The organism is Enterobacter sp. ENT03, assembly GCF_019218745.1.
In the GTDB taxonomy this organism is placed as follows: domain Bacteria; phylum Pseudomonadota; class Gammaproteobacteria; order Enterobacterales; family Enterobacteriaceae; genus Enterobacter_D.
In genome coordinates, this window is sequence record NZ_JAHUXA010000001.1 from 825088 (window position 1) to 846719 (window position 21632).

The 21632-nt window shown below is 57.5% G+C and carries 22 protein-coding genes; 12 read left to right on the forward strand and 10 right to left on the reverse strand.

Annotation, left to right across the window (positions count from 1 at the left end; translation table 11 throughout):
• Positions 1 to 192 precede the first annotated feature (192 nt).
• From KW828_RS03925 to KW828_RS03940, 4 genes are read left to right on the forward strand one after another with little or no spacing between them, the layout of a single operon-like run.
• On the forward strand, positions 193 to 471 hold the full coding sequence (locus tag KW828_RS03925) for a flagellar biosynthesis anti-sigma factor FlgM (RefSeq protein WP_218335063.1): 279 nt from the start codon (positions 193 to 195) through the stop codon (positions 469 to 471).
• 11 nt (positions 472 to 482) lie between these two features.
• Positions 483 to 911 carry a flagellar protein FlgN gene (gene flgN, locus KW828_RS03930; RefSeq protein WP_218335064.1) on the forward strand — a complete coding sequence of 143 codons (429 nt, stop codon included), beginning with the start codon at positions 483 to 485 and terminating at the stop codon, positions 909 to 911.
• A 20-nt stretch (positions 912 to 931) separates the two neighbouring features.
• Positions 932 to 1876 carry a lysine-N-methylase gene (locus tag KW828_RS03935; protein ID WP_218335065.1) on the forward strand — a complete coding sequence of 315 codons (945 nt, stop codon included), beginning with the start codon at positions 932 to 934 and terminating at the stop codon, positions 1874 to 1876.
• A 7-nt stretch (positions 1877 to 1883) separates the two neighbouring features.
• A complete protein-coding gene (locus tag KW828_RS03940; protein ID WP_218335066.1) occupies positions 1884 to 4439 on the forward strand; it encodes a glycosyltransferase in 2556 nt (851 codons plus the stop codon).
• Positions 4440 to 4479: 40 nt separating this feature from the next.
• Here the strand turns inward: KW828_RS03940 and KW828_RS03945 are convergent, their stop codons facing one another.
• The 10 genes from KW828_RS03945 to KW828_RS03990 are packed head-to-tail and all read right to left on the reverse strand — an operon-like array spanning position 4480 to position 14639.
• Positions 4480 to 6615 (reverse strand): glycosyltransferase family 9 protein, encoded by a 2136-nt coding sequence (locus KW828_RS03945; RefSeq protein ID WP_218335067.1) that lies wholly within the window; start codon positions 6613 to 6615, stop codon positions 4480 to 4482.
• Complete coding sequence (locus KW828_RS03950; RefSeq protein WP_218335068.1) at positions 6612 to 7667, reverse strand: polysaccharide pyruvyl transferase family protein; 1056 nt, start codon at positions 7665 to 7667, stop codon at positions 6612 to 6614. Before KW828_RS03950 ends, KW828_RS03945 begins: the two co-directional genes overlap by 4 nt.
• A 26-nt stretch (positions 7668 to 7693) precedes the next feature.
• Positions 7694 to 8092, reverse strand: coding sequence for an adenylyltransferase/cytidyltransferase family protein (locus KW828_RS03955; protein ID WP_218335069.1), 399 nt, complete (start codon positions 8090 to 8092; stop codon positions 7694 to 7696).
• A gap of 4 nt (positions 8093 to 8096) precedes the next feature.
• On the reverse strand, positions 8097 to 8540 hold the full coding sequence (gene fliJ, locus KW828_RS03960; RefSeq protein WP_218335070.1) for a flagellar export protein FliJ: 444 nt from the start codon (positions 8538 to 8540) through the stop codon (positions 8097 to 8099).
• The gene (gene fliI, locus KW828_RS03965) at positions 8537 to 9880 is read right to left on the reverse strand and encodes a flagellar protein export ATPase FliI (protein ID WP_218335071.1); all 1344 of its coding nucleotides are present in this window, start codon (positions 9878 to 9880) and stop codon (positions 8537 to 8539) included. Before fliI ends, fliJ begins: the two co-directional genes overlap by 4 nt.
• Complete coding sequence (gene fliH, locus KW828_RS03970) at positions 9873 to 10577, reverse strand: flagellar assembly protein FliH (protein ID WP_218335072.1); 705 nt, start codon at positions 10575 to 10577, stop codon at positions 9873 to 9875. Before fliH ends, fliI begins: the two co-directional genes overlap by 8 nt.
• A gap of 11 nt (positions 10578 to 10588) precedes the next feature.
• Positions 10589 to 11608 carry a flagellar motor switch protein FliG gene (locus tag KW828_RS03975; RefSeq protein WP_218335073.1) on the reverse strand — a complete coding sequence of 340 codons (1020 nt, stop codon included), beginning with the start codon at positions 11606 to 11608 and terminating at the stop codon, positions 10589 to 10591.
• Positions 11586 to 13244, reverse strand: coding sequence for a flagellar basal-body MS-ring/collar protein FliF (fliF, locus tag KW828_RS03980; protein WP_218335074.1), 1659 nt, complete (start codon positions 13242 to 13244; stop codon positions 11586 to 11588). Before fliF ends, KW828_RS03975 begins: the two co-directional genes overlap by 23 nt.
• A gap of 4 nt (positions 13245 to 13248) precedes the next feature.
• Entirely contained in the window at positions 13249 to 13614 is a 366-nt protein-coding gene (locus KW828_RS03985) for a flagellar hook-basal body complex protein FliE (protein ID WP_256349965.1), read from the reverse strand.
• A gap of 38 nt (positions 13615 to 13652) precedes the next feature.
• Positions 13653 to 14639 carry a sigma-54-dependent Fis family transcriptional regulator gene (locus KW828_RS03990; protein ID WP_218335075.1) on the reverse strand — a complete coding sequence of 329 codons (987 nt, stop codon included), beginning with the start codon at positions 14637 to 14639 and terminating at the stop codon, positions 13653 to 13655.
• 415 nt (positions 14640 to 15054) lie between these two features.
• Here KW828_RS03990 and KW828_RS03995 point away from each other — a divergent pair, with 415 nt between their 5' ends.
• From KW828_RS03995 to KW828_RS04030, 8 genes are all read left to right on the forward strand, one after another.
• Positions 15055 to 15915 (forward strand): FliM/FliN family flagellar motor switch protein, encoded by an 861-nt coding sequence (locus tag KW828_RS03995; RefSeq protein WP_218335076.1) that lies wholly within the window; start codon positions 15055 to 15057, stop codon positions 15913 to 15915.
• Positions 15908 to 16267, forward strand: a complete 360-nt coding sequence (locus tag KW828_RS04000) for a FliM/FliN family flagellar motor switch protein (RefSeq protein WP_218335077.1) — start codon at positions 15908 to 15910, stop codon at positions 16265 to 16267. Before KW828_RS03995 ends, KW828_RS04000 begins: the two co-directional genes overlap by 8 nt.
• Positions 16264 to 17019, forward strand: a complete 756-nt coding sequence (gene fliP / locus KW828_RS04005) for a flagellar type III secretion system pore protein FliP (protein WP_218335078.1) — start codon at positions 16264 to 16266, stop codon at positions 17017 to 17019. Before KW828_RS04000 ends, fliP begins: the two co-directional genes overlap by 4 nt.
• A 2-nt stretch (positions 17020 to 17021) precedes the next feature.
• Positions 17022 to 17294 carry a flagellar biosynthetic protein FliQ gene (locus tag KW828_RS04010; RefSeq protein ID WP_218335079.1) on the forward strand — a complete coding sequence of 91 codons (273 nt, stop codon included), beginning with the start codon at positions 17022 to 17024 and terminating at the stop codon, positions 17292 to 17294.
• 1 nt (position 17295) lies between these two features.
• On the forward strand, positions 17296 to 18075 hold the full coding sequence (gene fliR, locus KW828_RS04015; RefSeq protein WP_218335081.1) for a flagellar biosynthetic protein FliR: 780 nt from the start codon (positions 17296 to 17298) through the stop codon (positions 18073 to 18075).
• Complete coding sequence (gene flhB / locus KW828_RS04020; protein WP_218335083.1) at positions 18068 to 19207, forward strand: flagellar biosynthesis protein FlhB; 1140 nt, start codon at positions 18068 to 18070, stop codon at positions 19205 to 19207. The genes fliR and flhB overlap by 8 nt, the downstream gene beginning before the upstream one ends.
• A complete protein-coding gene (locus KW828_RS04025; protein WP_218335085.1) occupies positions 19191 to 21284 on the forward strand; it encodes a flagellar biosynthesis protein FlhA in 2094 nt (697 codons plus the stop codon). Before flhB ends, KW828_RS04025 begins: the two co-directional genes overlap by 17 nt.
• A 105-nt stretch (positions 21285 to 21389) precedes the next feature.
• A complete protein-coding gene (locus KW828_RS04030; RefSeq protein ID WP_218335087.1) occupies positions 21390 to 21632 on the forward strand; it encodes a hypothetical protein in 243 nt (80 codons plus the stop codon).

Sequence of the window (21632 nt, forward strand, 5' to 3'; positions counted from 1 at the left end):
AACCCACCCGTTACCAAACGAAATAGCCACAAGCGCGCAACCGCCTCAGAAAAAAATCCCCTCCCCCCATTTAAGTTTTCCCCGCTCCGCGCCGCTTTACACCAGTATCCAGGGCCATATACCGCCCGCCGTCAGGACAAAACCCTGCTTAATCAACGAGTAAAAACCATGACCATCACCAACGAGTCAGGTATGAAAATCAGACAGCTGCCGCTGGCATCACGCCCCGCGACCACGCCGTCGCAAAAAAAAACCGCCGACACGGCGGCGAACAGGCTCACCGCCCTGTCAGATGCCGATGACATCACCCAGCAAGGCCTGCACACCGCGCAGTCCAGCCTTGACGGTGATGACAGCGACAGCGTCGATACCACGCACGTCGCGCAGATGCAGGCGCTGCTGGCCGCCGACGATTTTACCGTTGACACCGACGCGCTGGCCGCCTCGATGCTGACCTTTTTCCAGTCGTAAGAGACACGCCCATGAGCACCCGACTTGAGCAGGTCAAAAACCTGCTGCGCGGCATTCGCCAGGATGAAGAAGATTACCGCCAGCTGCGCGCGCAGCTCGACGCCCAGCGGCTGTGCATGATCCGCCGCGACAGCGACGCCCTGCTCGCCGTCAACGACAGCATCCACCAGCGCTATCAGCGCCTGAGCGACAGCGCCCGCGCGCGCCGCGAGACGCTGATCAACCTTGGCGTCACCGCCGATCGCGACGGTATCGCCCAGGTGTTCAGCTGGCTGCCTGCCTTACAGAAAACCGCGGCGCAACACAGCTGGCAACAACTGGAGCGCCAGGCCACCTCCTGTCAGGCCTGTAACGAAAAAAACGGCGAACTGCTCACCATGCAGTACGAATTTGTCCAGACCTTCCTCGGCACCGGCCCCGATTTTATCTACCGGGGCTAGCTACAGCGTAAGAGAACCTTATGAGCAAGATTGAGTGTTACGAACCGGCGTTTATCCGCCACTACCAGGCGCAGCATCCTGCCGCCATCCGCCAGCCGCTGGTGATCAACTGGCAGCATGAAGTGCGCTGTAGCCTGCTGTTAGACGATCCCGCGTGCTGCGAAGCGGTGCTCGGCTCGCCGGAAGCGTTCGTCTTGCAGGTCAAAATGATCGAGGCGGTGCCGGACGTGGCGGCGCTGCCGGAAGAGGTGCAGGTGCTCAATCAGGCGGCGCTGGACATTGTCACCCTGCCGGATCTGAGCATTGACCTGCGCCTCTACGCCCTTGGCGTGATGCTCTCTTACGCGCAAAAACTGCCCGCCGGCAGTGAAGATACGCTGGAAACGCTGAAATCCCTGCCGCAGACGCTGGCCGGCTACGCCGCCAACGGGACGTTGCAGCAGATGTTTGCCCAGTTGCCGGAGGTGAGCGGGCCGCAACGCCAGCTGATCGTCGGGCTGGGGCGTCTGCCGTTCGACTGGGATCGCCTTATCGACTGCACGCGCAAAATGAGCCTGCCGTTGCAGCTCAGCCTGCTGGCGCTGGCAGACAGCAACAGCGAGGCATTGATGCAGCAACAGTTGCTGGATGTGTGGACCAGCAAAGGCCAGCAGGCGTTTGCCGGGCAGCCGTGGATGTGGACCAACTATCTGGTTTACCGCCTCTATCACGAGACGTTCCCGCGCCATGAACAGCACGACATGCAGACCTGCTATCTGCAACTGGTGAGCGACTATTTCCTGCTGCGTTCGCTGTTCAGCCTGTGGCTGATGGACGGCTCGCCCCTCAGCCATACGCAGGCCATCAGTCTGTTCAGCGTGTTTGAAGCCTGGCGTATTGATCCGGCAAACGCCGCAGCGCGCGAGGCGCTGCTGCCCTCAGGCCAGGATCCTTTGCTGTCGGCGATCGCGCTGCTGGTGGGCTGAGGTCGTGATGTCGAACCACAAACCGAGCCTTATCACTACGCTGCTCAACAACGCCGCCCCCCGTGCGGGGCGCGAGAAACCTTTTGTCAGCGTGGTGACGCCCACCTGGAACCGTGGGGCGTTTCTGCCTTATCTGCTGTATATGTTTCGCTATCAGGATTACCCGGCAGATCGGCGTGAGCTGATCATTCTGGATGACTCCGAAAACAGCCATCTCGCCATTATTAATACCCTGACGCACCAGGATCCGGAACGCTTTAACATCCGCTATATCCATCATCCTGAGCGGCTGGCGCTGGGCAAAAAACGCAATATGCTCAATGAACTGGCGCGCGGGGAATACATTGTCTGCATGGATGACGATGATTTTTATCCGGCGGATAAGCTGTCGTATACCGTAGAGATGATGCAGCGCCACGGCGCGCTGATTTCCGGCTCCGATCAGATCCCCATCTGGTACAGCCACATCAACCGCATCTTTAAAACCCACGCTTTCGGCGAGCAGCATATCCTTAACGGCACGTTCGCCTGGCACCGTAACTACCTGAAAAAACACCGTTACGACGATACCTGCAACCTCGGCGAAGAGCAGGCGTTTACCGATAATTTCACCGTCAGGCCGTTGCAGCTGCCGTGCGAACGCACCATTTTGTGTATTTCCCACAGCCACAACACCTTCGATAAAGATTTTATCCTCGGCAGCAACCAGCCGGTCGCACAGACGCTGGAAGCGGTGGTCAGCGATCCGCTGCTGCTGGCGTGGTATCAGAGCCTGCACAACGCCACCGCCAGCCAGCCGGTGCAGTGGCAGCAGGTGGATAAAATCGTGGTCATCAACCGCGATGCCCGCCCCGACCGCTGGCAGCAGATGCAACAGGAGCTGGCGGCGTTACAGGTTCCGGTCGAAAAAATCGTGCGCGTTGCCGCCTGCGAAGACGACACGCCCGCGCTGGGCCGGACACGCTCGCATCAGCGGGTGTTACAGATGGCGCAGGATCAGGGCTGGGAAAATATGCTGGTGCTGGAAGATGACGCTGTACTGCTCAAGCAGGAAAAACACGTCAGCGGGTTTAACGCGCTGCTGGCCGGGCTTGCGCATATCGCCTGGGAAGTGGTGCTGCTCGGCGCGCAGGTCAGACACGGGCAGCCGATGAAAAGCCTGCCGGGAATAATCCGCGCTGGCGACAGCGAAAAAGTCTGCGCGTATCTGGTTAACCGCCCCTATTACCCGGCGCTGCTCGCCCGGCTGCGCGAGGATCCTTCCATTGAACTGGAAGCACGCTGGCAGCCGTTGCAGGCACGCGGAAAGTGGCTTTCCTTTTATCCGTGCATCAGCTATCAGCGTCCTGGTTTTAGCGACATTGAGCAGCAGGAAACCGACCACATTCGCTTCTATTTCAACAAAGTGGGCACAAATCACGTGGCGGAAAAACGTAAAGCGCAACAGCCGCCGCTGGCGAACCGGCTCGAAAAAACCATCGGCTTTTTTATGGAAACCGCCTTCCATTATCAGCTTTACCAACCGATGATTACCCCGCTGCTGGAAGCCGGTTACCGCTGCGATCTGCTGATTAGCGATCAGGTGCCGGATGCCCTGCTTGAGGAAATGTGCCAACTGCTGGCGACGCTGGATGAGCCGCGTCTGAGCGGCAGCCGCCTGAGTGAAGCGAAAAATCGCCAACAGCAGTATGCCTGTCTGGTCAGCCCTTATTACACGCCCATGCTGAACTCGCTGGCAAAAGTCCAGGTCCGGGCGATGTATGGCCTGGCAAAAGAGTCGTGGAATCATGCATGGTGGAACGCTTTTTATCACACCATTCTCTGCTTCAGCCATCACAGCCAGCAGGCGCTGGACATCGGTGGCAGTGCAACGGTGGTCGGGAATCCGCGCTTCGATAAATGGCATCGGGGAGAGGTCGATGTTGCCGGGCTGGAGAGCCTGCGACTGGATGCGAGAAAACCGACGCTGCTGTATGCCCCCACGTTTGGGGCGCTAAGCTCGATCCCACACTGGGCGGCAGCGCTGTCACGTCTGAGCCGCGAGTACAACCTGGTCGTGAAGTTGCATCATGGTACGCAACACCACGCCGAAGAAGCGCCGATGCTGGCGCTACTTGAACATCATTTCAAAAAACGGGTGACCCGCCACGATTTAACCCTGCCGCTGCTCCAGTGTGCCGACTACGTGCTGACCGATAATAGCGGTTTTGTCTTCGACGCCATCCACGCCGGGAAGCGGGTCATTTTGCTCGACTGGGAGGGGATGGACGAACTGCTCATTCAGGACGCTACCTACAGTAATCCGCACAGCGCCGAGCAACAAATTCGCTCGCTGTTGCCAACCGCCCGCGATATGGCACAGTTGCGACAGCGACTGTCTGCACAGGACGACTGGTCAACGCGGGACGCGGCGCTGGCTGAGGTTCGCCATCATTATTGCGATCCGTTCCAGGATGGCCTTGCCGGACAACGCGCCGCCGAGTGTCTGATGGCCGCCGTTGATACGCCTGCTGATCCGCACGCCAACAGCCTGTTGCACAGTCTACAAAAGAAACTGTTCTGAGAATGCCGGGCGGCAATGCGCGCCCGGTTTTTTTTCGGCGTTATTGCGCCGCCAGGAAGGTTTGTATCCGTGCAAACACCGTTGCGGCGGATAAGGTTTGCAGGCAGTGATAGGGTGATGACGCCGGACACCAGTTGGCGAAATAGTCGCTGGTGATCAAGGGCATCGGGCGGTGCAGTTTGTCATGGTAAAAATCCACGTCCTGAATATATTGCCCGCAACCGGCATAGTCACAGTCCAGATTGATACCCAGCGCCTTCCACCCCGCTTCCCCGTGCCGGTAAGGCAAACGGTATGCCGCCTTGATTTGCGAATAGAGGCCGCAAATGGCAATGTCCGTTGCGCCAGCCAGCGCGATCGGCCCGGAGTCGCAGGAAACCAGCAGGTGGCTTTGGCGCATCAGGTACAGCGTTTCCATCACCGTAAACGTATCAACCGCATTGATAATCCCCGGCGTGGAAAGCGAAAACATCCCATAGTGATGTTTATTGGTGCCGTGCCCGATCACCACCACCGCCCATCCTTGCGCGATAAACCGCGCGGCTAAATCGGACCATGCCGCTGCTGTCCAGCGGCGGTTCGCCGCCCCACGGTTAGGATGCAGCAAGACGATCTTCTGCCCCGTTAGCTGATGCCTGCGCAAAAATTTATCCACGGCGTGACCATCGGCCTTGTTACTGGTCAGCTCGATATTTTTATGCGCAGCGGGCGCAGCAAGCGCAAACTCGCGTAAAAAAGCATCGGTCATATGCAGGGGATCGATAATATTTTTCCAGTCGGAAAAGTCGTGCGCCCTGCCCCACTCCAGCGCAACCGCGATCTGTTGCTGATCGGTGCTGGTCAGGGTTTCGATACTTAACACCTCATCCACCCACGGGCAGCGGCGGGCAATATCACGGTAAATATCATGTACCACCAGGGTAACAAACTGTGGCTGATGCTGTTTGAGGGCTTTGATTGCGCCGAGCGCATACAGCATGTCGCCCATAGACGCACTGGAATAGATAATGCGTTTACCGACGGCTTTTCTGGATTCGCCAAGAAACAGAATATCGCGCGGGTTGATCCTCAGGCTGTCGGCGATAAGCGCAACATAGTCGCGGGTTTGCGGGTGCGTGTCGTCTTCATTGAGCAATAAGAAGGGCACCTGTTTGTGGCGTAACGTCAGAAAAGAGACGCCGAAGCTCCCGGCGATCTGCTGCGGCAACAGGCCCAGGGACTCCAGAAACTCCACCGGAATATCCTCCGGGATCGTCGTCACCTCCTCCCCCAGAGCGGCGGCGATCTGCGCGTTATAGAGGCGGTTTTCCGGATGCCCTTTAAAGAGGATCAACGCCGGGGGCGGTAATTTCCCGGCGGCTTTCAGCTCGCTAATTTTTCGCAGTAGCGCCCGCTGGTGCAGCTCACTAAAGCAGCGGGGATAGCGGAAGGTCCCTAAAAACAGCAGCGCCTGCGGATGCTGTGCCAGCGGCGTGAGCCTGTCGCGCAGCGTCTCAGGCAGGGCAACAAGCTTTTGATAAAATGCAAACTGTCCGGCGTTGAGCCGGTCACTCACCTGGAAACGCATGGCGACGCAATGGCGCGCCACATTGGGGAACAGGCGATAAAACAGCGCGGGCGTCAGCGCCGGGCAAAGCAGATGCCAGGTGGTTGCCACCACCTCAGACCACAGATAGTTGAGAAACAGGTTCCCGCGCTGTGGCGTAATACTGTTCACCGGGGTCGTCAGCGTGTCGATAAGCATGGCCCGCATCGCATGTTTATCTTTTTGCAGGGTGTCATAAGGCTGTCCGACCAGGCGGCGTCGCTCCATGATGCCGGTTAAGCCGTCGTCCCAGAGATGCAGTTTTACCCGCGCTACATCGATGTGCTTAACCAGCTGACACAGTAGCGGTAAAACGATCTCCCCGGAGCGAAAGAGATTACTGTGGATCTCTATCCCTTCAGGTTGCAGGCGGGCGATAAACTGACCTATTTTTTCGATTTTTTGCGGCAGATTCAGGTTAACGCCCTTTGAAAAAAGCGTCTGAAAAGGCTGCAACGCCGCCCCGTCCAGCGTCATCCGCTCAAACATAATGATCTTAAAGGTGTCGGCGTGATCAAAGCAGGCGGCATAGTCTGCAAGCTGGTTAGTCAGCGGCAGCGACGCAGGTTCGATATAGATTTTTATTTTCATGACTCATCCCAGCCATAATTATTCAGTGCCAGCTGGCACAAGGGTTGCAGATAATTAACGCAGGGCGCGGTTTCAATATTTTTCAGCGCCTGCTCAAACGCCGGTTGCGTTTTTACCGCCAGCGGCAAACCTAAATCCCAGGCGACGGCATCAATTTTTAAGGTGTTGGACGGAAAATAAATTTGCCGGGTCGCCAGACACAGTGCCGCAATAAAATAGTGATAGCGTCCTGACACCAGCAATTCCGCATGCTGAATAACCGATAAAAAGTTGGCAAAGGTTTTTGCATCGTAAAGTTCGAGGGTCGGTAAATACTGTTTCAGATGATGAAATACCGCAGGCTCCTCACGATTCATGCCCTCTTTATATGAACCGACCAGATAGATAAAGCGGTAGCCGGGGTACTTCGCCAGCAGCCCGCGGGCAATATAGGGCGAGCGCGCCGGATCATAATTAACCGCCCCGGAAAGACAGATATACTGACTCTTAAAGAGATTGCCTGGCAGGCTGTTGCACAGAGGCAAGATGGACAGCGGCAGACTATCAAAGGCGCGCGTGCAGGGCTTACCCAGCAGGTTTTCAATGATTTTCTGCGAGGTGGATTCCCGTGCCGCGACAAAATCGCAGCAGTGATAAGCGGCCTTATAAAAATCGATAACCTCAGGCTGTTGCGAGCCGGGATAACAGGCATGATTAATTAAGTAGACGCGCTTATTAAACCAGGTTTTAGCCGCATACATAATATACAGCAGCGCACGCGGGCCATTCTTAAAATCATGCAGCGTCCCTTCACCGTTAACCACCACGTAATCGCAAAGCGCCAGGGCTTTTGACAGCGGAGGAAAGTGGGCGATGAAGTTCTCTTTTGTCGAAAATTCAGCGAGCGACTGCGGAACAGGAGTGAGGCGATGAATCACATTCACCGATAACGGAACAATATGCGCAATACCTTTACGCCGGAGCTGCTCTCTGATGGCATGGGAAGTCCCATAACAGCCCCAGTGATATACATCCATCGTATCGTTAAGTAATACGACCATTTTATTCGTCATACCTGATTTATCCTGAAATATACGCTTTATTTCAGTAAGCTCCCGGCTACTTCAATAAAGTAAGTGGTGGATACCGAAGGGGTACGCGGCAGGTAAATTACCTGACACATATCGCTGAGATCGTCAAAACGGCCTTGCCAGTCATCACCCATCACCAGAGTGCTGGCCTGATGCTGCTGAATGTAGGCACGTTTTAATTCAAGAGCCTGTTCGAGAAAGACCGCATCGACGCATTTTAACGCGGCCACGATGTGTAGCCGCGCCTGCTCGTGATAGATCGGCGTGCGCGCTTTTTTTTGCTGATTCAGCCGATCGGACGACACGCCAACCACCAGCCGATCGCCGAGCGTTCTGGCGCGGTTAAGCAGATTCAGATGACCGATGTGAAAGACATCGAAGGTGCCAAACGTGATGACGGTGCCCATGCTTTTACTCCGGCTGCTTACGCTGGCGCAGCCAGCACTGGCTGGCGATCTCGTCGAGGGTTTTTTGGGCATGGGTTTGCTGTTCCTGCTTCAGCGTCTGGCGCTGGTCGTCGAGGGTCAGCGCGACGATTTTTTCCTCGCAGGCGGCGCGCACGAGGTTCTTCTGGATGCGGTTGGCTTTGATTTTCGCCAGCGTTTTTTCCTGCTCCTGCCAGGCGATCACCCGTTGCAGGCTGCCTTTGTAGCCGTTGACGTTTTTCAGCACCTCCACCGACGGCGCGGCCTGAACATTAACCTGCGTTTTATCGAACAGGTAACCGAGCGCTTTGATATTGCTGTCGTAGCGGGCGCACAACTGCTGCTGTTCGGCGAGCTGCACGGTGATGTCTTTCACTTTGCGATCGCGCAGCCGCTGGAGCTGCGCGAGGGTGGCGATCATCGGATTCATTTTTTCACCTCTGGCGATGTAGCTGCGGGAAACAGCGCGTTCAGCTGCGTCTGTACGGCCTCAAGCGGCGCAGGCTCGTGCATCTCCTGGCGCAGAAAACGCTCAATGGCCGGGAACAACTTCACCGCTTTATCGACGGTGGCATCTGCTCCGGCAACGTAACCGCCGAGCGGGATCAGCGGTTTGATTTCCATATAGGCGGCGTAATGCTGCTTGAGCAGGCGGGCGGCGCGCTGGTGAGCGGCGGGGATAATCTGCGTCATACAGCGGCTGATGGACTGGCTGATGTCGATAGCCGGATAGTGCCCGGCTTCCGCCAGTTTTCGCGTCAGCACGATATGCCCGTCGAGCACCGCGCGGGCGCAGTCAACGATCGGATCCTGCTGATCGTCCCCTTCCGCCAGCACGGTATAGATCGCCGTCATCGATCCGCCGCTGTCGCTGTTACCGGCGCTCTCCACCAGGCGCGGAATAATGCCGAACGCCGACGGCGGGTAGCCTTTGGTGGCGGGCGGTTCGCCAAGCGAGAGGGCGATTTCCCGCTGCGCCATGGCGTAACGGGTTAGCGAATCCACCAGCAGCAGGACGTCATAACCCTGGTCGCGAAAAAAGGCGGCGATGGCGTGGCACAGCTCGGTGGCTTTCAGACGCATCAGCGGCGAAGCATCCGCCGGTGCCGCCACGACGATGGATTTCGCCAGCCCTTCGTCGCCCAGCGCGTGTTCAATAAACTCTTTCACTTCGCGGCCACGCTCGCCGATCAGCCCCACTACCACAATCTGCGCCTGTGTCTGGCGGGTGATCATACCGAGCAGCACGCTTTTGCCGACGCCGCTGCCCGCCATCAGGCCAACGCGCTGGCCTTTGCCGATGGTGAGCATACCGTTGATGGCTTTGACGCCCACATCCAGCGGTTGGGCCACCGACTGGCGCGTTAACGGATTGATCGCCGGGGCGAGCGGCGCTAACAGATGCGTGCCGCCGGTTTTGCCTTTGCCGTCGATCGGCTCGCCAAGACCGTTAACCACTCGTCCCAGCCAGCTTTCACCGATCAGGATCTCCTGCGCTTTCTCTTCGGGAAAAACCCGCGCTCCGGCCATCAGACCGGTGGGCGAGTTGAAGGGCATCAGGTAGGTGATGTCGCGGTCAAAGCCCACCGCCTGGGCGTCGATCAAGGTGTGATTGGCGCTCTCCACCCGGCAGAACTGGCCGGTGGCCAGCGGGCAGCCGACGCTCTCCAGCAGCAGGCCGTTCATGCGTACCAGTCGCCCGGCCACGCGGGCGAACGAGATGGATTCGATGGAGCGCAGAGCGCTGTCAAACAACGGATCGTCACGCATCCGGCGCATCCGGCACCAGCGTGTCGGTCAACACGCTCATGCACTGTTCAAGACGGTGTTCACAGCCGACGTCCAGTTCAGAGGTCGGCGTCACCACGCGGCACTCCCCTGGCGGAAGATCCGCTGACGGGGCAAGCCCCCACTCTTTCACTTTCGCCGGGGCGACGCGCTGAATGCGGGTAAACTCGTCGCTGTTTAAATAGACCTGGAGCGACTCAGGCACGCCAGGCAGCGCGGTGATCGCCTCCTCCACCAGCGCCAGCAATTGCGTGGGTTGCAGCGCCAGTTCGCAGCGGATCACCTGGCGGGTGACTTTTTCCACCAGCTGTAGCAGGTCGTCCCGCTGTTTGCGCTCGCTGTGCGCCAGATAGTCGTTCAGACGGCCGGCAATCGTCTCCAGCGGCGCGGCGGCCTGGGTAAACTGGCTTAGCCCCTCTTGTTGTCCGGCGAGGCTGCCTTCGGCAAAACCCTGCCGGTAGCCTTCCTGCTGCCCCTGTTGCCGCCCTTCGGCGTGCCCTTCTGCCTGGCCTTCACTGAGGCCCTGGGCAAAGCCTTTTTCCAGCCCTTCCTGAAAACCGTCCATCAGCTGACGCTGAAAGTCGGCGGCAGAAAGCCCGGTGGCGGCGGGTGCCGCACTGGAGAGCGTGTGGCGCGGCGGGAAACGGTGTACCCGGTAGCGGCCACGAAGCGTATCCATTGGCGTGGCTCCTATTCTGCGGTCTGTTCGGCGAACAGCTGAAGCTGGATGTCGCCCGCTTCTTCCATTTCGCGCGCCACCGCCATGATCTCCCGGCGTACCTGATCGATACGGCTGACCGGCACCGGGCCAAGGCGGGAAGTGATGGTTTCCAGCTGTTGCGCCTGGCGTTTTGGCATCACGGCGAAAATCGACCGTCGCAGCGCCGTTTCGGTGCCTTTCAGCGCCACCGCCCAGTCTTCCATCGGGATCTCTTCCAGCAGGCGGCGACGTACTTCTTCGCTCTGGCGGCTGAGGATAAAGAAGTCGTACATCTCATCCTGCAACTGCTCCAGCACCTCTGCATCCAGATCGCGAAGCTGTTCGAGGATCTGCTGCTGGTTGCCCTGGATACGGTTGACGATGTCGGCGGCCTGTTTGATGCCTTTGACCTTCGAGCCGTGCTCCGCCAGCACCGACAGGCCGCGCTCGATCAGCCGATCCAGCTCGTCCACCACGTCGCGGTTAACGTCGCTTAAACGGGCGATGCGGTAGAGGATCTCGTTCTGCACCGCGTCAGGCATAAAGGCGAGTACGGTGGCGGCGATCTCCGGCGTCAGAAAGGCGAGGAATACCGCCTGCAACTGTAAATGTTCTTCGGCAATCAGCGCCGCCAGCTGGCGCGGCTCCACCCATTGCAGGCGCGCCATCCGCGAGCGGATCTCATCGCCATAAATACCGTTGATCACGCTGCTGGCGATTTCGCCCCCCAGCGCTTTATTGAGAATGCCCTGCAACAGGCTACGGGATGCGCCGTTGATGCCGCTCTGCTCGCGGAATTCATCAAAAAAGTTGTTGATCACCCGCCGGGCGTGGCTGGTTTTCACGCCGGACAGACGCGCCATGTTTTCACTTAAGCGCACCACTTCTTCGCGGCTGAGTTTTTGCATCACCGTGGCGGCGGCTTCTTCCCCGAGGCACAGCAGCAAAATCGCCGCCTGCTCCAGATAGCTGCTGGCGCTGCCAGGCTTATTTATTGTCAATTCGCTCATTACTGGTAATCCACTGTCTGATCACTTCGGCAACGCGATCGGTGTCGCTGATCGCCAGTTTCTGGAGAAACTCCAGCTTGATTTCGAGGCCGGAACTCTGGGCCGGTAAGGCGTCGTCGCCGCTGAAGGTCGGCAGCTCAATGCTTTTACGCTCCTCTTCGCCGCTGGCGGTTAATACCGGCAAGGCGGCGTCCTCGTCCGGCTCGCTGACCGGATGCGCCGCCAGCTCGGCACGGCGTTTCTGGCTGGCGATGGCCTGACCCACCAGCGGGCGTACGCCGATCATCAGCAGTAACAGGCCGAGCAGTACCAGGCCGCCAAGTTTCGCCCAGCCGAGAATGCTGTCGTTCTGCCACCATTTTTCCGGCGTGATGACCGGCGCGGTCTGCGGGATAAAGCTCAGCATCGACAGCGACAGTTTGTCGCCGCGCGCGGGGTCGATCCCGGCGGCGTTATTGAGCATGGTGGTGACCTGGGCTATCTGTTGCGGCGTCCAGCTTTTAATGCTGGCGGCGTTCTGGTTGAGCACCACCGCCACGTCCAGGTGCTTCACGGTAAAGCCCGGATGCTGAATGTGCTGGATGGTGCGATCCCAGCCGTAATCGCGCTGGCTTTCGCTGCGCTCGGAACTTGCGCTGCTGCTTTTACTGGCGTCGGCACCCGGCGCGGCTGGCAGCGGCGGACGGTTGCTCAGCGAACCGGGAATGCCCACCGCCTGCGGATCGAGGGTTTTGTCGGATTCGATCCGTTCATGGCTGACTTTCGGCGTATCCCCCAGCCGTTCCTGGGTTTCATCCACGGTGCTCAGATCCAGCTCCGGCATCACGCTGATGCGGAAGTTATCTTTACCCACCAGCGAGGTCAGCACATTGGCGAGGCTGGCGTGGGTTTTATCCTGAATGTTTTTCAGCAGTTCGTTGTTTTTGCGCGTCATCGCCCCGGTGCGCGAGTCTTCCCCGACACCTTCCGACAGCAGCGTTCCCGCCTGATCGACCACGCTCACCTGCGAGGCTTTCAGCCCCGGCACGCTGCCGCTCACCAGATGCAGAATGGCGTTCACCTGCTCAGGCGTGAGCGTGCTGCCGTAATGCAGACGCAGCACCACCGAGGCGCTGTTTTGCGGTTCAGCGCTGACCACAAACGAACTTTCTTCGTTAAGCGCCAGATGCACGCGGGCGGTTTCCACCGCGTCGAGGGTCATGATGCTCTGCGCCATTTCCCCTTCGAGGCTGCGCTTGTAGCGGATGTTCTGCACGAACTGGCTGCTGCCCAGCACTTCGTCTTTGTCCATCAGCTCATAGCCGGTGGGACTTAGCGCCTGCACGCCCTTTCCGGCCAGCGTCATGCGAATTTTTGAGAGCTGCGTTTCCGGCACCAGAATTTGTCCGGAGCCGGGATCGATGCGGTAATCCACTTTTTCGCCGTCGAGCACGGTGATGATCTGCGACAGCGGCAGGTGTTCCTGCGCGCCATACAGCGCGGTGTAACCTGACTGGCTGTGCCACAACGTGCCGACGATCACCGCGGTCAGCAGCACCGCCGCGCCGCCGAGCAGCGGCCATTTTTTATTGCCGCCCGCCAGCGCCGCAAGCGCGGATAACGGGCCGGACAAACGCTCTGAGAGAGTGAGTTTCATCGGCTTATACAGACATGTTCATCAGATCGTTGACGCCGCTCGCCACTTTATTGCGCACCTGTACCAGCGCGGAAAAAGAGAGGGAGGCCTGCTGGCTGGCGATCATCGCGCCGACCAGATCGTCGCTGTCGCCCATTTCCACCGCGTTCTGCCGGATTTCGGCGTCCTGTTGCAGGTTATCCACGCGGGATAACGCCTGACTGAAAATTTGATGGAAGGAGACCTCGCTGCCCGGCTGCATGTCGCCTGCGGCGGCGGGAAGCACCGAGGCACCCGCCAGCGGGCCGCTCGCGAGATCCTTCATCCGGTTCATCTCCTGCATCATGGTGAGCGATGCGGCGTTCGGGGTGAGGCTGCTGATCGTATTCATTTCCTACTCTTGTTAATAAAAGGGAGGGGCTAAGGCGGTTAAAAGCAGAGGTCGATGCCCTGCTTACGCATGGAGGCGAGCCGGTAGCGTAATGCCCGTGGGGTGATGCCGAGAAAATCCGCGATTTTGCTGCGATTGCCCTGATACTGGCGCATCAGATCGGCGATGTACTGGTATTGCGCGTGGCGGCCATGCTGTTGCAGATTGTCCTGATTGAGACTGATGGCGTCGCCTGCCGCGCGCGGCATGGCGTGTTCAAACGCATGGTCGTCTGCCAGCGGAATACCCAGCGTGCCGGCATCGATCACCCCGTCGTGGCTCAAAATCATGCCGCGCTGAATGGTGTTCTCCAGCTGGCGCACGTTGCCCGGCCAGCGGTACTGCAACAGCGCGGTTTTCGCCCCTTCGGACAGGCGGATCGATTTTCCCACCATGCGGGAATATTTTGCGATAAACGCCTGCGCCAGCGGCAAGATGTCGCTGACGCGTTCCCGCAGCGCGGGCACGCTGATCGGCACCACCGAAATACGGTAAAACAGATCTTCGCGAAAACGCCCGGCGGCGACTTCCGCTTCAAGGCTTTTATTGGTGCAGGCGATCAGGCGGAAATTGAGTTTAATGGCGCGGTTACTGCCGAGGCGTTCCACCTGATGCTCCTGCAATACACGTAATAGTTTGGCCTGTAAGGCCAGCGGCATATCGCCAATTTCATCTAACAGCAGAGTGCCATTATTGGCCATTTCCAGTTTACCCGGCACGGCATTGACCGCCCCGGTAAAGGCGCCTTTTTCATAACCGAATAAAGTGGATTCGAGCATGGTTTCCGGGATCGCGGCGCAGTTAATACCAATAAAAGGTGCGTCTTTATCTTCACCAAAAGCCTGCGAGTGAATATATTTGGCGACACATTCTTTACCCGCGCCGGTTTCTCCCTGGATCAATACCGGGATATTAAAACTGGCTACGCGCTTTGCTAATGAAAAGGCTTTTATGCTTGCGGAGGCTTCAGCAATAAGAGTCTGCATATTTTCTCTCACAGTTACGGGTAAAGGGCGATAACGGAAGTCATATAAATGACGAATGAATAATAACATTGAGAGGAGTAAAAAGACTGATATTAATGAATGAAAAAAAGATTAAACAAGTTAAAACAACAAGTTAATTAAAAATAACCTGCCAGAGGCGGTACGACCAGTGCGGGTCAATAATAAGCGGCGCTGATTAATAATAGATTAATCATAATAATCCCTCTGGCGGCTATTGTGCTCCCTGATGCATTCCGGTTAAATGCAGCTTCTCTTTTATTCGCTGGCTGATAAATAAAGGCGGCCATCATAAAGAGAAAATTAAACGTCAGACTGTTTTTATTACCAGAGTGTGAGTTTGTTCTCAAAAACAGTTTTTCCAGTGCACCGATCTTTATCAAGAGATATAACACCAATGTTGAAGTACAGCCAAACCCGTGGAATATTCGCGCTGGAAGGAAACCGTCTGGGTCGCCCCTGGCATCGCCTGCCGAATATCTTCACCCGCCGCTTTGACATTATTGAGTCGCGCATCGGCAGCTACTTTCTGAAAAAACATCGCTCCAGCGTCAGTCTGAAAAAGATCGCCTGCAAAATGGATGTGAAAAATAAGCACGCGGATTTGCTGGCGTCGCCGGTGGGCAATCTGGCGTTTGATATTGATCGTCCGTTACTGCTCACCTTGCTGAATAATTTTTATGGGTTAGAGACGCAGCTGGAAAACGCCGACGGCGGCGAGCGGCTGCCGACCAAAACCGAAATTCGCCTGCGTAACCGGCTGGCACTGGATATTTGCCAGTTGCTGTTCAGCGATGACACCCTCGGGCTGCCGCTGGCCATAAAAGCTGATAACAGCAATATTTGCAGCCAGTGGGCGTGGCAAATCAGCTTCCAGCTGGATGATGAGGGGAAACGCAGTTTTCACCTGCTGCTGGATAACGCGCACACCGATTACCTGCTCAATATGCTGCGCAAGACCGAAACGCCGCCGCACGCCGACACCGTCACTGAGCGCCAGACCGCGCAGAAAGCGCTGATGCGCCAGGTGATCGACACCCTGCCGCTGTGCCTGAACGTGCGGGTGGTGGAGTTAACCCTCAACGTGGCGGATCTGACGACCCTCAAAGCCGGTGATATTTTGCCGGTTTCCTTGCCTGAAAAATTCCCGGTCTTCATCGGTCAGTCGCCGCTGTTTAACGCGCTGATCGTCGAAGATCACGACAAGCTTCTCTTATCTGACCTTCGTGAAACCCTCGCCGGAAAATCTTATGACTAACGAGATCGATTTACTTGAACAAGGCTTCGAGCTGGCTGACGACGCCGCTGAAACCGTCCCTGCACCGCTTGCCGCCGCGTCTTCTGCGCCGCTCAATGATTCCATCGGCCTGCTAAAACGCATCCCCGTCACCCTGACGCTGGAAGTGTCGTCGGTGGAAGTGATGCTGGCTGACCTGCTGAACATTGACGATGACACGGTGATTGAGCTGAACAAGCTGGCGGGCGAGCCGCTGGACATCAAAGTGAATAATATTCTGCTGGGAAAAGCAGAAGTGGTGGTGGTGAACGAGAAATACGGGTTGCGGGTGCTGGAGTTCAATACCCGCGACATCAACGATCTGACGCCATGAAAAAACCGTCCCTCTTTTTGCTGCTCGGCGGCGCGCTGCTGATGCTGGCCCCCAGTGCCTTTGCGCAGGGGGGCGACATTGCGCTGTTGCAGGTCGCCACCCACGGCGCGACCCAGGAGTTAAGCGTAAAAGTTCAGGTCCTGATCCTGATGACGCTGGTCGGGCTGCTGCCGACGCTGCTGCTGATGATGACCTGCTTCACCCGCTTTATCATTGTGCTGTCGCTGCTGCGCCAGGCGCTGGGCCTGCAACAGACGCCGCCAAACCGCATTCTGATCGGCATCGCCCTGTCGCTGACCCTGCTGGTGATGCGCCCGGTGTGGCTGAATATTTATGACCATGCGGTGGTGCCCTTTGAAAACGATCAGATCACCCTGCCGCAGGCGCTCTCCACCGCCGCCTCGCCGTTAAAACGTTTTATGCTCGCGCAGACCAACAAAAAGGCGATGGCGCAGATCATGACCATCGGCGGCGCAAAAGGCGACGCGGCGGATCAGGATCTGTCGATTGTCATCCCGGCGTATGTGCTGAGCGAGCTGAAAACCGCGTTCCAGATCGGCTTTATGATTTATATCCCGTTTCTGGTGATCGACCTGATCGTCGCCAGCGTGCTGATGGCGATGGGCATGATGATGCTGTCGCCGCTGATCGTCTCGCTGCCGTTTAAGCTGATGCTGTTTGTGCTGATCGACGGCTGGGCGCTGACCGTCGGCACGCTGACCAGCAGTATTCGTGGACTGGGGCTGGGCTAAAAATGATGACGGTGGATGTGGCGGCGGACATTGTCGCCAGCGGTATCAAAGTGGTGATTATTCTGGTGTCGGTGCTGGTGGTGCCGAGCCTGCTGGTCGGGCTGTGCGTGAGTATTTTCCAGGCGGTGACGCAGATTAACGAACAGACGCTGAGCTTTTTGCCGCGCCTGATCGTCACCCTGATCGTGCTTGGCGTTTGCGGCAAGTGGATGATCGTGCAGCTAAGCGATCTCTGTACGCACCTGTTTATGCAGGCCGCGCTGCTGGTGTACTGACATGCATACCCTCGACATCACGCAACTGATGAATCTGGTGCTGGGCCTGTGGTATCCCTTCGTGCGCATTATGGCGTTTTTGCAGTATGGACCGGTGTTTGACAGCAAAGCGTTCAGCGTGCGCATTCGCCTTGTGGTGTCGCTTTCGCTGGCGGTGATGATCACCCCGCTGGTGCCGCACCCGGTGCCGGAGGGGTTGCTCACCATGTCGATGCTGATCCTGACGCTGGAGCAGATCCTGTGGGGGATGTTGTTTGGCCTGATGATGCAGTTTGTTTTTCTGGCGCTGCAAATCGGCGGGCAGATCCTCTCTTTTAATATGGGGATGAGCATGGCGGTGATGAACGATCCCAATAGCGGCGCGTCCACCACCGTGCTGGCGGAGTTTATCTATATCTATGCCGCGATCCTGTTTTTCGCCATGGACGGGCATCTGCTGCTGGTGAGTATTCTTTATAAAGGCTTTATCTACTGGCCGATTGGCAATGCGCTGACGCCGCAAACCCTGCGCAGCGTGGCGCTGGGGCTGGGCTGGGTATTTGCCTCCGCCACCCTGCTGGCGCTGCCGACCACCTTTATCATGCTGGTGGTCCAGGGCGGTTTTGGCCTGCTCAACCGCGTGTCGCCGGCGCTGAATCTCTATTCCCTCGGTTTTCCGATCAACATGCTGGCGGGTCTGGTGTGCTTTGCCGCCCTGCTCTACACCCTGCCGGATCACTATCTGCATCTGGTGAATTACATTCTTAGCCAGTTTGATGCCCTGCGAGTGTCCCATGGCTGACGCGTCGCAGGATGAAAAAACAGAAAAGCCCTCGGCGCAAAAACGGCGTAAAGCGCGCGAGGACGGACAGCTTCCGCGCTCCAAAGATATGGGCCTGGCGGCCAGCCTGCTGGCGGCGTTTATCGTGCTGGTGAACAGTTTTCCCTGGTACTGCGATTTCGTGCGCGAAGGCTTTATTACCGTCCATCAGTACGCTCAGGAGATCAACAACCCGGACGTGCTGGGGCAGTTTTTACAGCATAACCTGCTGATCCTGATGAAGTTCATTCTGACGCTGACGCCGATGCCGCTGGCGGCGCTCGCCGCGTCGCTGGTGCCCGGCGGCTGGCTGTTCGTGCCGAAAAAGATCCTGCCGGACTTCAGCAAAATTGATCCGATCAAAGGCATCGGGCGGCTGTTTTCCAACGATCACCTGATTGAAACCGGCAAGATGGTGCTGAAAAGTCTGGTGGTGCTGGCGCTGCTGTGGTTCAGCGTGCGGCACAATTTTGCGGCGTTTATGGCGCTGCAATCGCAGCATTTTGCCAGCGCCGTGCAGCATGGGTTGTCGCTGTACGCCAGCGTGATGCAGAACATGGTGATGCTGTTTGTGCTGTTTGCCGTGCTCGATATTCCGCTGACAAAACATATGTTTACCCGCGGTCTGAAGATGACCAAACAGGAAGTCAAAGAGGAATATAAGAACCAGGAAGGGAACCCGGAGATCAAAGCGAAGGTGCGCCGGATGCAGCGCCAGATCGCCATGGGGCAGATCCGCCGCACCGTACCGGCCGCCGACGTGGTGATCACCAACCCGACGCACTTCGCCGTGGCGCTGAAATATGACACCGCCCGCGCCGCCGCCCCCTTTGTGGTGGCGAAAGGCACCGACGACATCGCGCTGTTTATCCGCGAGGTGGCAAAAGAGCACAAAATTGAGATCGTCGAATTCCCGACGCTGGCGCGCTCGGTGTACTTCACCACGCAGCTTAATCAGCAGATCCCCCATCAGCTTTTCCGCGCCATCGCCCACGTGCTGACCTACGTCCTGCAACTCAAATCCTGGCGCGCCGGGATGCAGGACAAGCCGCAACTCAACCGACACATGTCCATCCCTAAAGAGGTTCTGAAACAGGATGCAGAAAAACATTAAGCAACTTATGACGACCGTACGGGCCGCGCATTTTGGTGTGCCGCTGGTACTGTTGTGTATTCTGGCGATGGTGATTTTGCCACTGCCGCCGATGCTGCTGGATATTCTTTTCACCTTTAACATCGTGCTGGCGGTGCTGGTGCTGCTGGTCAGCGTCTCCACCCGACGTCCACTGGAGTTCAGCCTGTTCCCGACGGTGCTGCTCATCACCACGCTGATGCGTCTGACGCTGAACGTCGCCTCTACGCGCGTGGTGCTGCTGTTCGGTCATGAAGGGATTGGGGCAGCCGGTAAAGTGATCGAGTCCTTCGGTCAGGTGGTGATCGGCGGGAACTTTGTGGTCGGTTTTGTGGTGTTCATCATTCTGATGATCATCAACTTTATCGTTGTCACCAAAGGCGCAGAGCGTATTTCTGAAGTGTCGGCGCGCTTTACCCTCGACGCGATGCCCGGCAAACAGATGGCGATTGATGCCGATCTGAATGCGGGTCTGATCAATCAGGCCCAGGCGCAGGCCCGCCGCAAAGAGGTGACCAGCGAAGCGGATTTCTACGGCGCAATGGATGGGGCCTCGAAGTTTGTGCGCGGCGATGCCATCGCCGGGATGATGATCCTCGCCATCAACCTGATTGGCGGCGTGTGCATCGGCATCTTTAAATACAATTTAAGCGCCGACGCCGCGTTTTCGCAGTATGTGCTGATGACCATCGGTGACGGCCTGGTGGCGCAGATCCCGTCGCTGCTGTTATCCACCGCGGCGGCCATTATCGTGACCCGCGTCAGCGACAGCGGCGAGATCGCCGGCGAGATCAAAAAGCAGCTACTGGCCACGCCATCGGTGATCTACACCGCCAGCGGCGTAATGTTCGTGCTGGCGATTGTGCCGGGGATGCCGCACCTGCCGTTCCTCGCCTTTTCGGCGCTGCTGGCCTTCGCCGCCTGGCGACAGGGCAAACAGCCGACTGCCTCGGAAGCGGAAGTCAAAAGCCTCTCCACGCTGAGTAAAACCCTGACCGACACCCCGGAGCAGCAGGTAAGCTGGGAGACGATCCCCACCATTGAGCCGGTGAGTATCAGCCTCGGCTATAAGCTGGTGTCGCTGGTGGATAAGAGTAAAGGCAGCCCGCTGACCCAGCGTATCCGCGGCGTGCGGCAGGTGATTTCTGAAAGTAACGGCATGCTGTTACCGGAGATCCGCGTGCGGGAAAATTTCCGTCTCAAGCCCACCCAGTACGCCATTTACATTAACGATATTAAAGCCGACGGCGGGGATATTGTCGCCGACCGGCTGATGGCCCTGCCCTCCGGCGAAACCTATGGCGATATTGACGGCGTGCTGGGTAACGATCCGGCTTACGGGATGCCAGTCACCTGGATCACCCCGGCGCAGAAAGCGAAGGCGCTGAATCTGGGCTATCAGGTGATCGACTGCGCCAGCGTGATCGCCACCCATCTCAATAAAGTGGTGCTGAGCCATATTCCGGATCTGTTTAACTATGACGATGTGACCCAGTTGCACAACCGGCTGGCGGCGCAGGCACCGAAGCTGGCGGAAGATCTGAGCAGCGTGCTTAATTACAGCCAGTTGCTGAAGGTGTACCGCAGCCTGCTGATGGAGCGCGTGTCGCTGCGGGATATTGTCACCATTGCCACCGTGCTGGTGGCGAGCGGCGCCGTCTCGAAAGATCCGCTGTTGCTGGTCGCCGATGTGCGCCTGGCGCTGCGCCGCAGCATTACCCATAACCTGGCGCGCCATCAGGTGCTGGCGGTGTACACACTCACTAATGAGCTGGAAAATCTGCTGCAAAACGTGGTGAATCAGGCGCAGCAAGGCGGCAAGGTGATGCTGGACAGTGTGCCTGTCGAGCCGAATATGCTCAGCCAGTTCCAGGAAAATATGCCGAAGGTGCAGGAGCAGATGAAAGCCGCCGGGAAAGAGCCGGTGCTGCTGGTCGCGCCACAACTGCGTCCGTTATTAGCCCGCTATGCCCGGTTGTTTGCGGCCGGGCTGCATGTGCTGTCTTATAACGAAGTACCGGACGACATGGAGCTCACCATCCTGGGCCATCTTAATTAAAAATTAATTCGTGATTATTATCCGGGCCATGGCTATGGCCCCTAAGCTAAATCTGAGAGAATACTGATGAAGGAGTGTCAATAATATCAATCAAGGATGAAGATAATGTCGGACAAAAATAAAAAGCCACTCCCTGTCGATACGGAAAGTTACTATAAATCGATGGAAGAATTTGTCCGCGAGCAGGAAGTAAAACGGCTTCTGAAGCAGGCCCGCGCCGAAGAAGCAGCGCTCGCTGAGGCGGCGCACACGGTGACCTCGAGAGGGGTGATGAGTTTAGTTGACGTCGTGCTGGTGATTATCGTCATTATCTTGTTTCTGTCTCTGCTTACCGTTCTTGATTGTTAA

Bases quoted from the DNA above. Each gene is read 5' to 3' on its own strand.
- fliP (WP_218335078.1), top strand. From the start codon at position 16,264: ATGAAAAAACCGTCCCTCTTTTTGCTGCTCGGCGGCGCGCTGCTGATG.
- flgN (WP_218335064.1), top strand. From the start codon at position 483: ATGAGCACCCGACTTGAGCAGGTCAAAAACCTGCTGCGCGGCATTCGC.
- KW828_RS04010 (WP_218335079.1), top strand. From the start codon at position 17,022: ATGATGACGGTGGATGTGGCGGCGGACATTGTCGCCAGCGGTATCAAA.
- KW828_RS04000 (WP_218335077.1), top strand. From the start codon at position 15,908: ATGACTAACGAGATCGATTTACTTGAACAAGGCTTCGAGCTGGCTGAC.
- fliR (WP_218335081.1), top strand. From the start codon at position 17,296: ATGCATACCCTCGACATCACGCAACTGATGAATCTGGTGCTGGGCCTG.
- KW828_RS03995 (WP_218335076.1), top strand. From the start codon at position 15,055: ATGTTGAAGTACAGCCAAACCCGTGGAATATTCGCGCTGGAAGGAAAC.
- KW828_RS03975 (WP_218335073.1), bottom strand. From the start codon at position 11,608: ATGAGCGAATTGACAATAAATAAGCCTGGCAGCGCCAGCAGCTATCTG.
- KW828_RS03925 (WP_218335063.1), top strand. From the start codon at position 193: ATGAAAATCAGACAGCTGCCGCTGGCATCACGCCCCGCGACCACGCCG.
- KW828_RS03935 (WP_218335065.1), top strand. From the start codon at position 932: ATGAGCAAGATTGAGTGTTACGAACCGGCGTTTATCCGCCACTACCAG.
- KW828_RS03945 (WP_218335067.1), bottom strand. From the start codon at position 6,615: ATGAAAATAAAAATCTATATCGAACCTGCGTCGCTGCCGCTGACTAAC.
- KW828_RS03955 (WP_218335069.1), bottom strand. From the start codon at position 8,092: ATGGGCACCGTCATCACGTTTGGCACCTTCGATGTCTTTCACATCGGT.
- flhB (WP_218335083.1), top strand. From the start codon at position 18,068: ATGGCTGACGCGTCGCAGGATGAAAAAACAGAAAAGCCCTCGGCGCAA.
- KW828_RS03985 (WP_256349965.1), bottom strand. From the start codon at position 13,614: ATGAATACGATCAGCAGCCTCACCCCGAACGCCGCATCGCTCACCATG.
- KW828_RS04030 (WP_218335087.1), top strand. From the start codon at position 21,390: ATGTCGGACAAAAATAAAAAGCCACTCCCTGTCGATACGGAAAGTTAC.
- KW828_RS03990 (WP_218335075.1), bottom strand. From the start codon at position 14,639: ATGCAGACTCTTATTGCTGAAGCCTCCGCAAGCATAAAAGCCTTTTCA.
- fliF (WP_218335074.1), bottom strand. From the start codon at position 13,244: ATGAAACTCACTCTCTCAGAGCGTTTGTCCGGCCCGTTATCCGCGCTT.
- fliJ (WP_218335070.1), bottom strand. From the start codon at position 8,540: ATGAATCCGATGATCGCCACCCTCGCGCAGCTCCAGCGGCTGCGCGAT.
- KW828_RS03950 (WP_218335068.1), bottom strand. From the start codon at position 7,667: ATGACGAATAAAATGGTCGTATTACTTAACGATACGATGGATGTATAT.
- KW828_RS04025 (WP_218335085.1), top strand. From the start codon at position 19,191: ATGCAGAAAAACATTAAGCAACTTATGACGACCGTACGGGCCGCGCAT.
- fliH (WP_218335072.1), bottom strand. From the start codon at position 10,577: ATGGATACGCTTCGTGGCCGCTACCGGGTACACCGTTTCCCGCCGCGC.
- KW828_RS03940 (WP_218335066.1), top strand. From the start codon at position 1,884: ATGTCGAACCACAAACCGAGCCTTATCACTACGCTGCTCAACAACGCC.
- fliI (WP_218335071.1), bottom strand. From the start codon at position 9,880: ATGCGTGACGATCCGTTGTTTGACAGCGCTCTGCGCTCCATCGAATCC.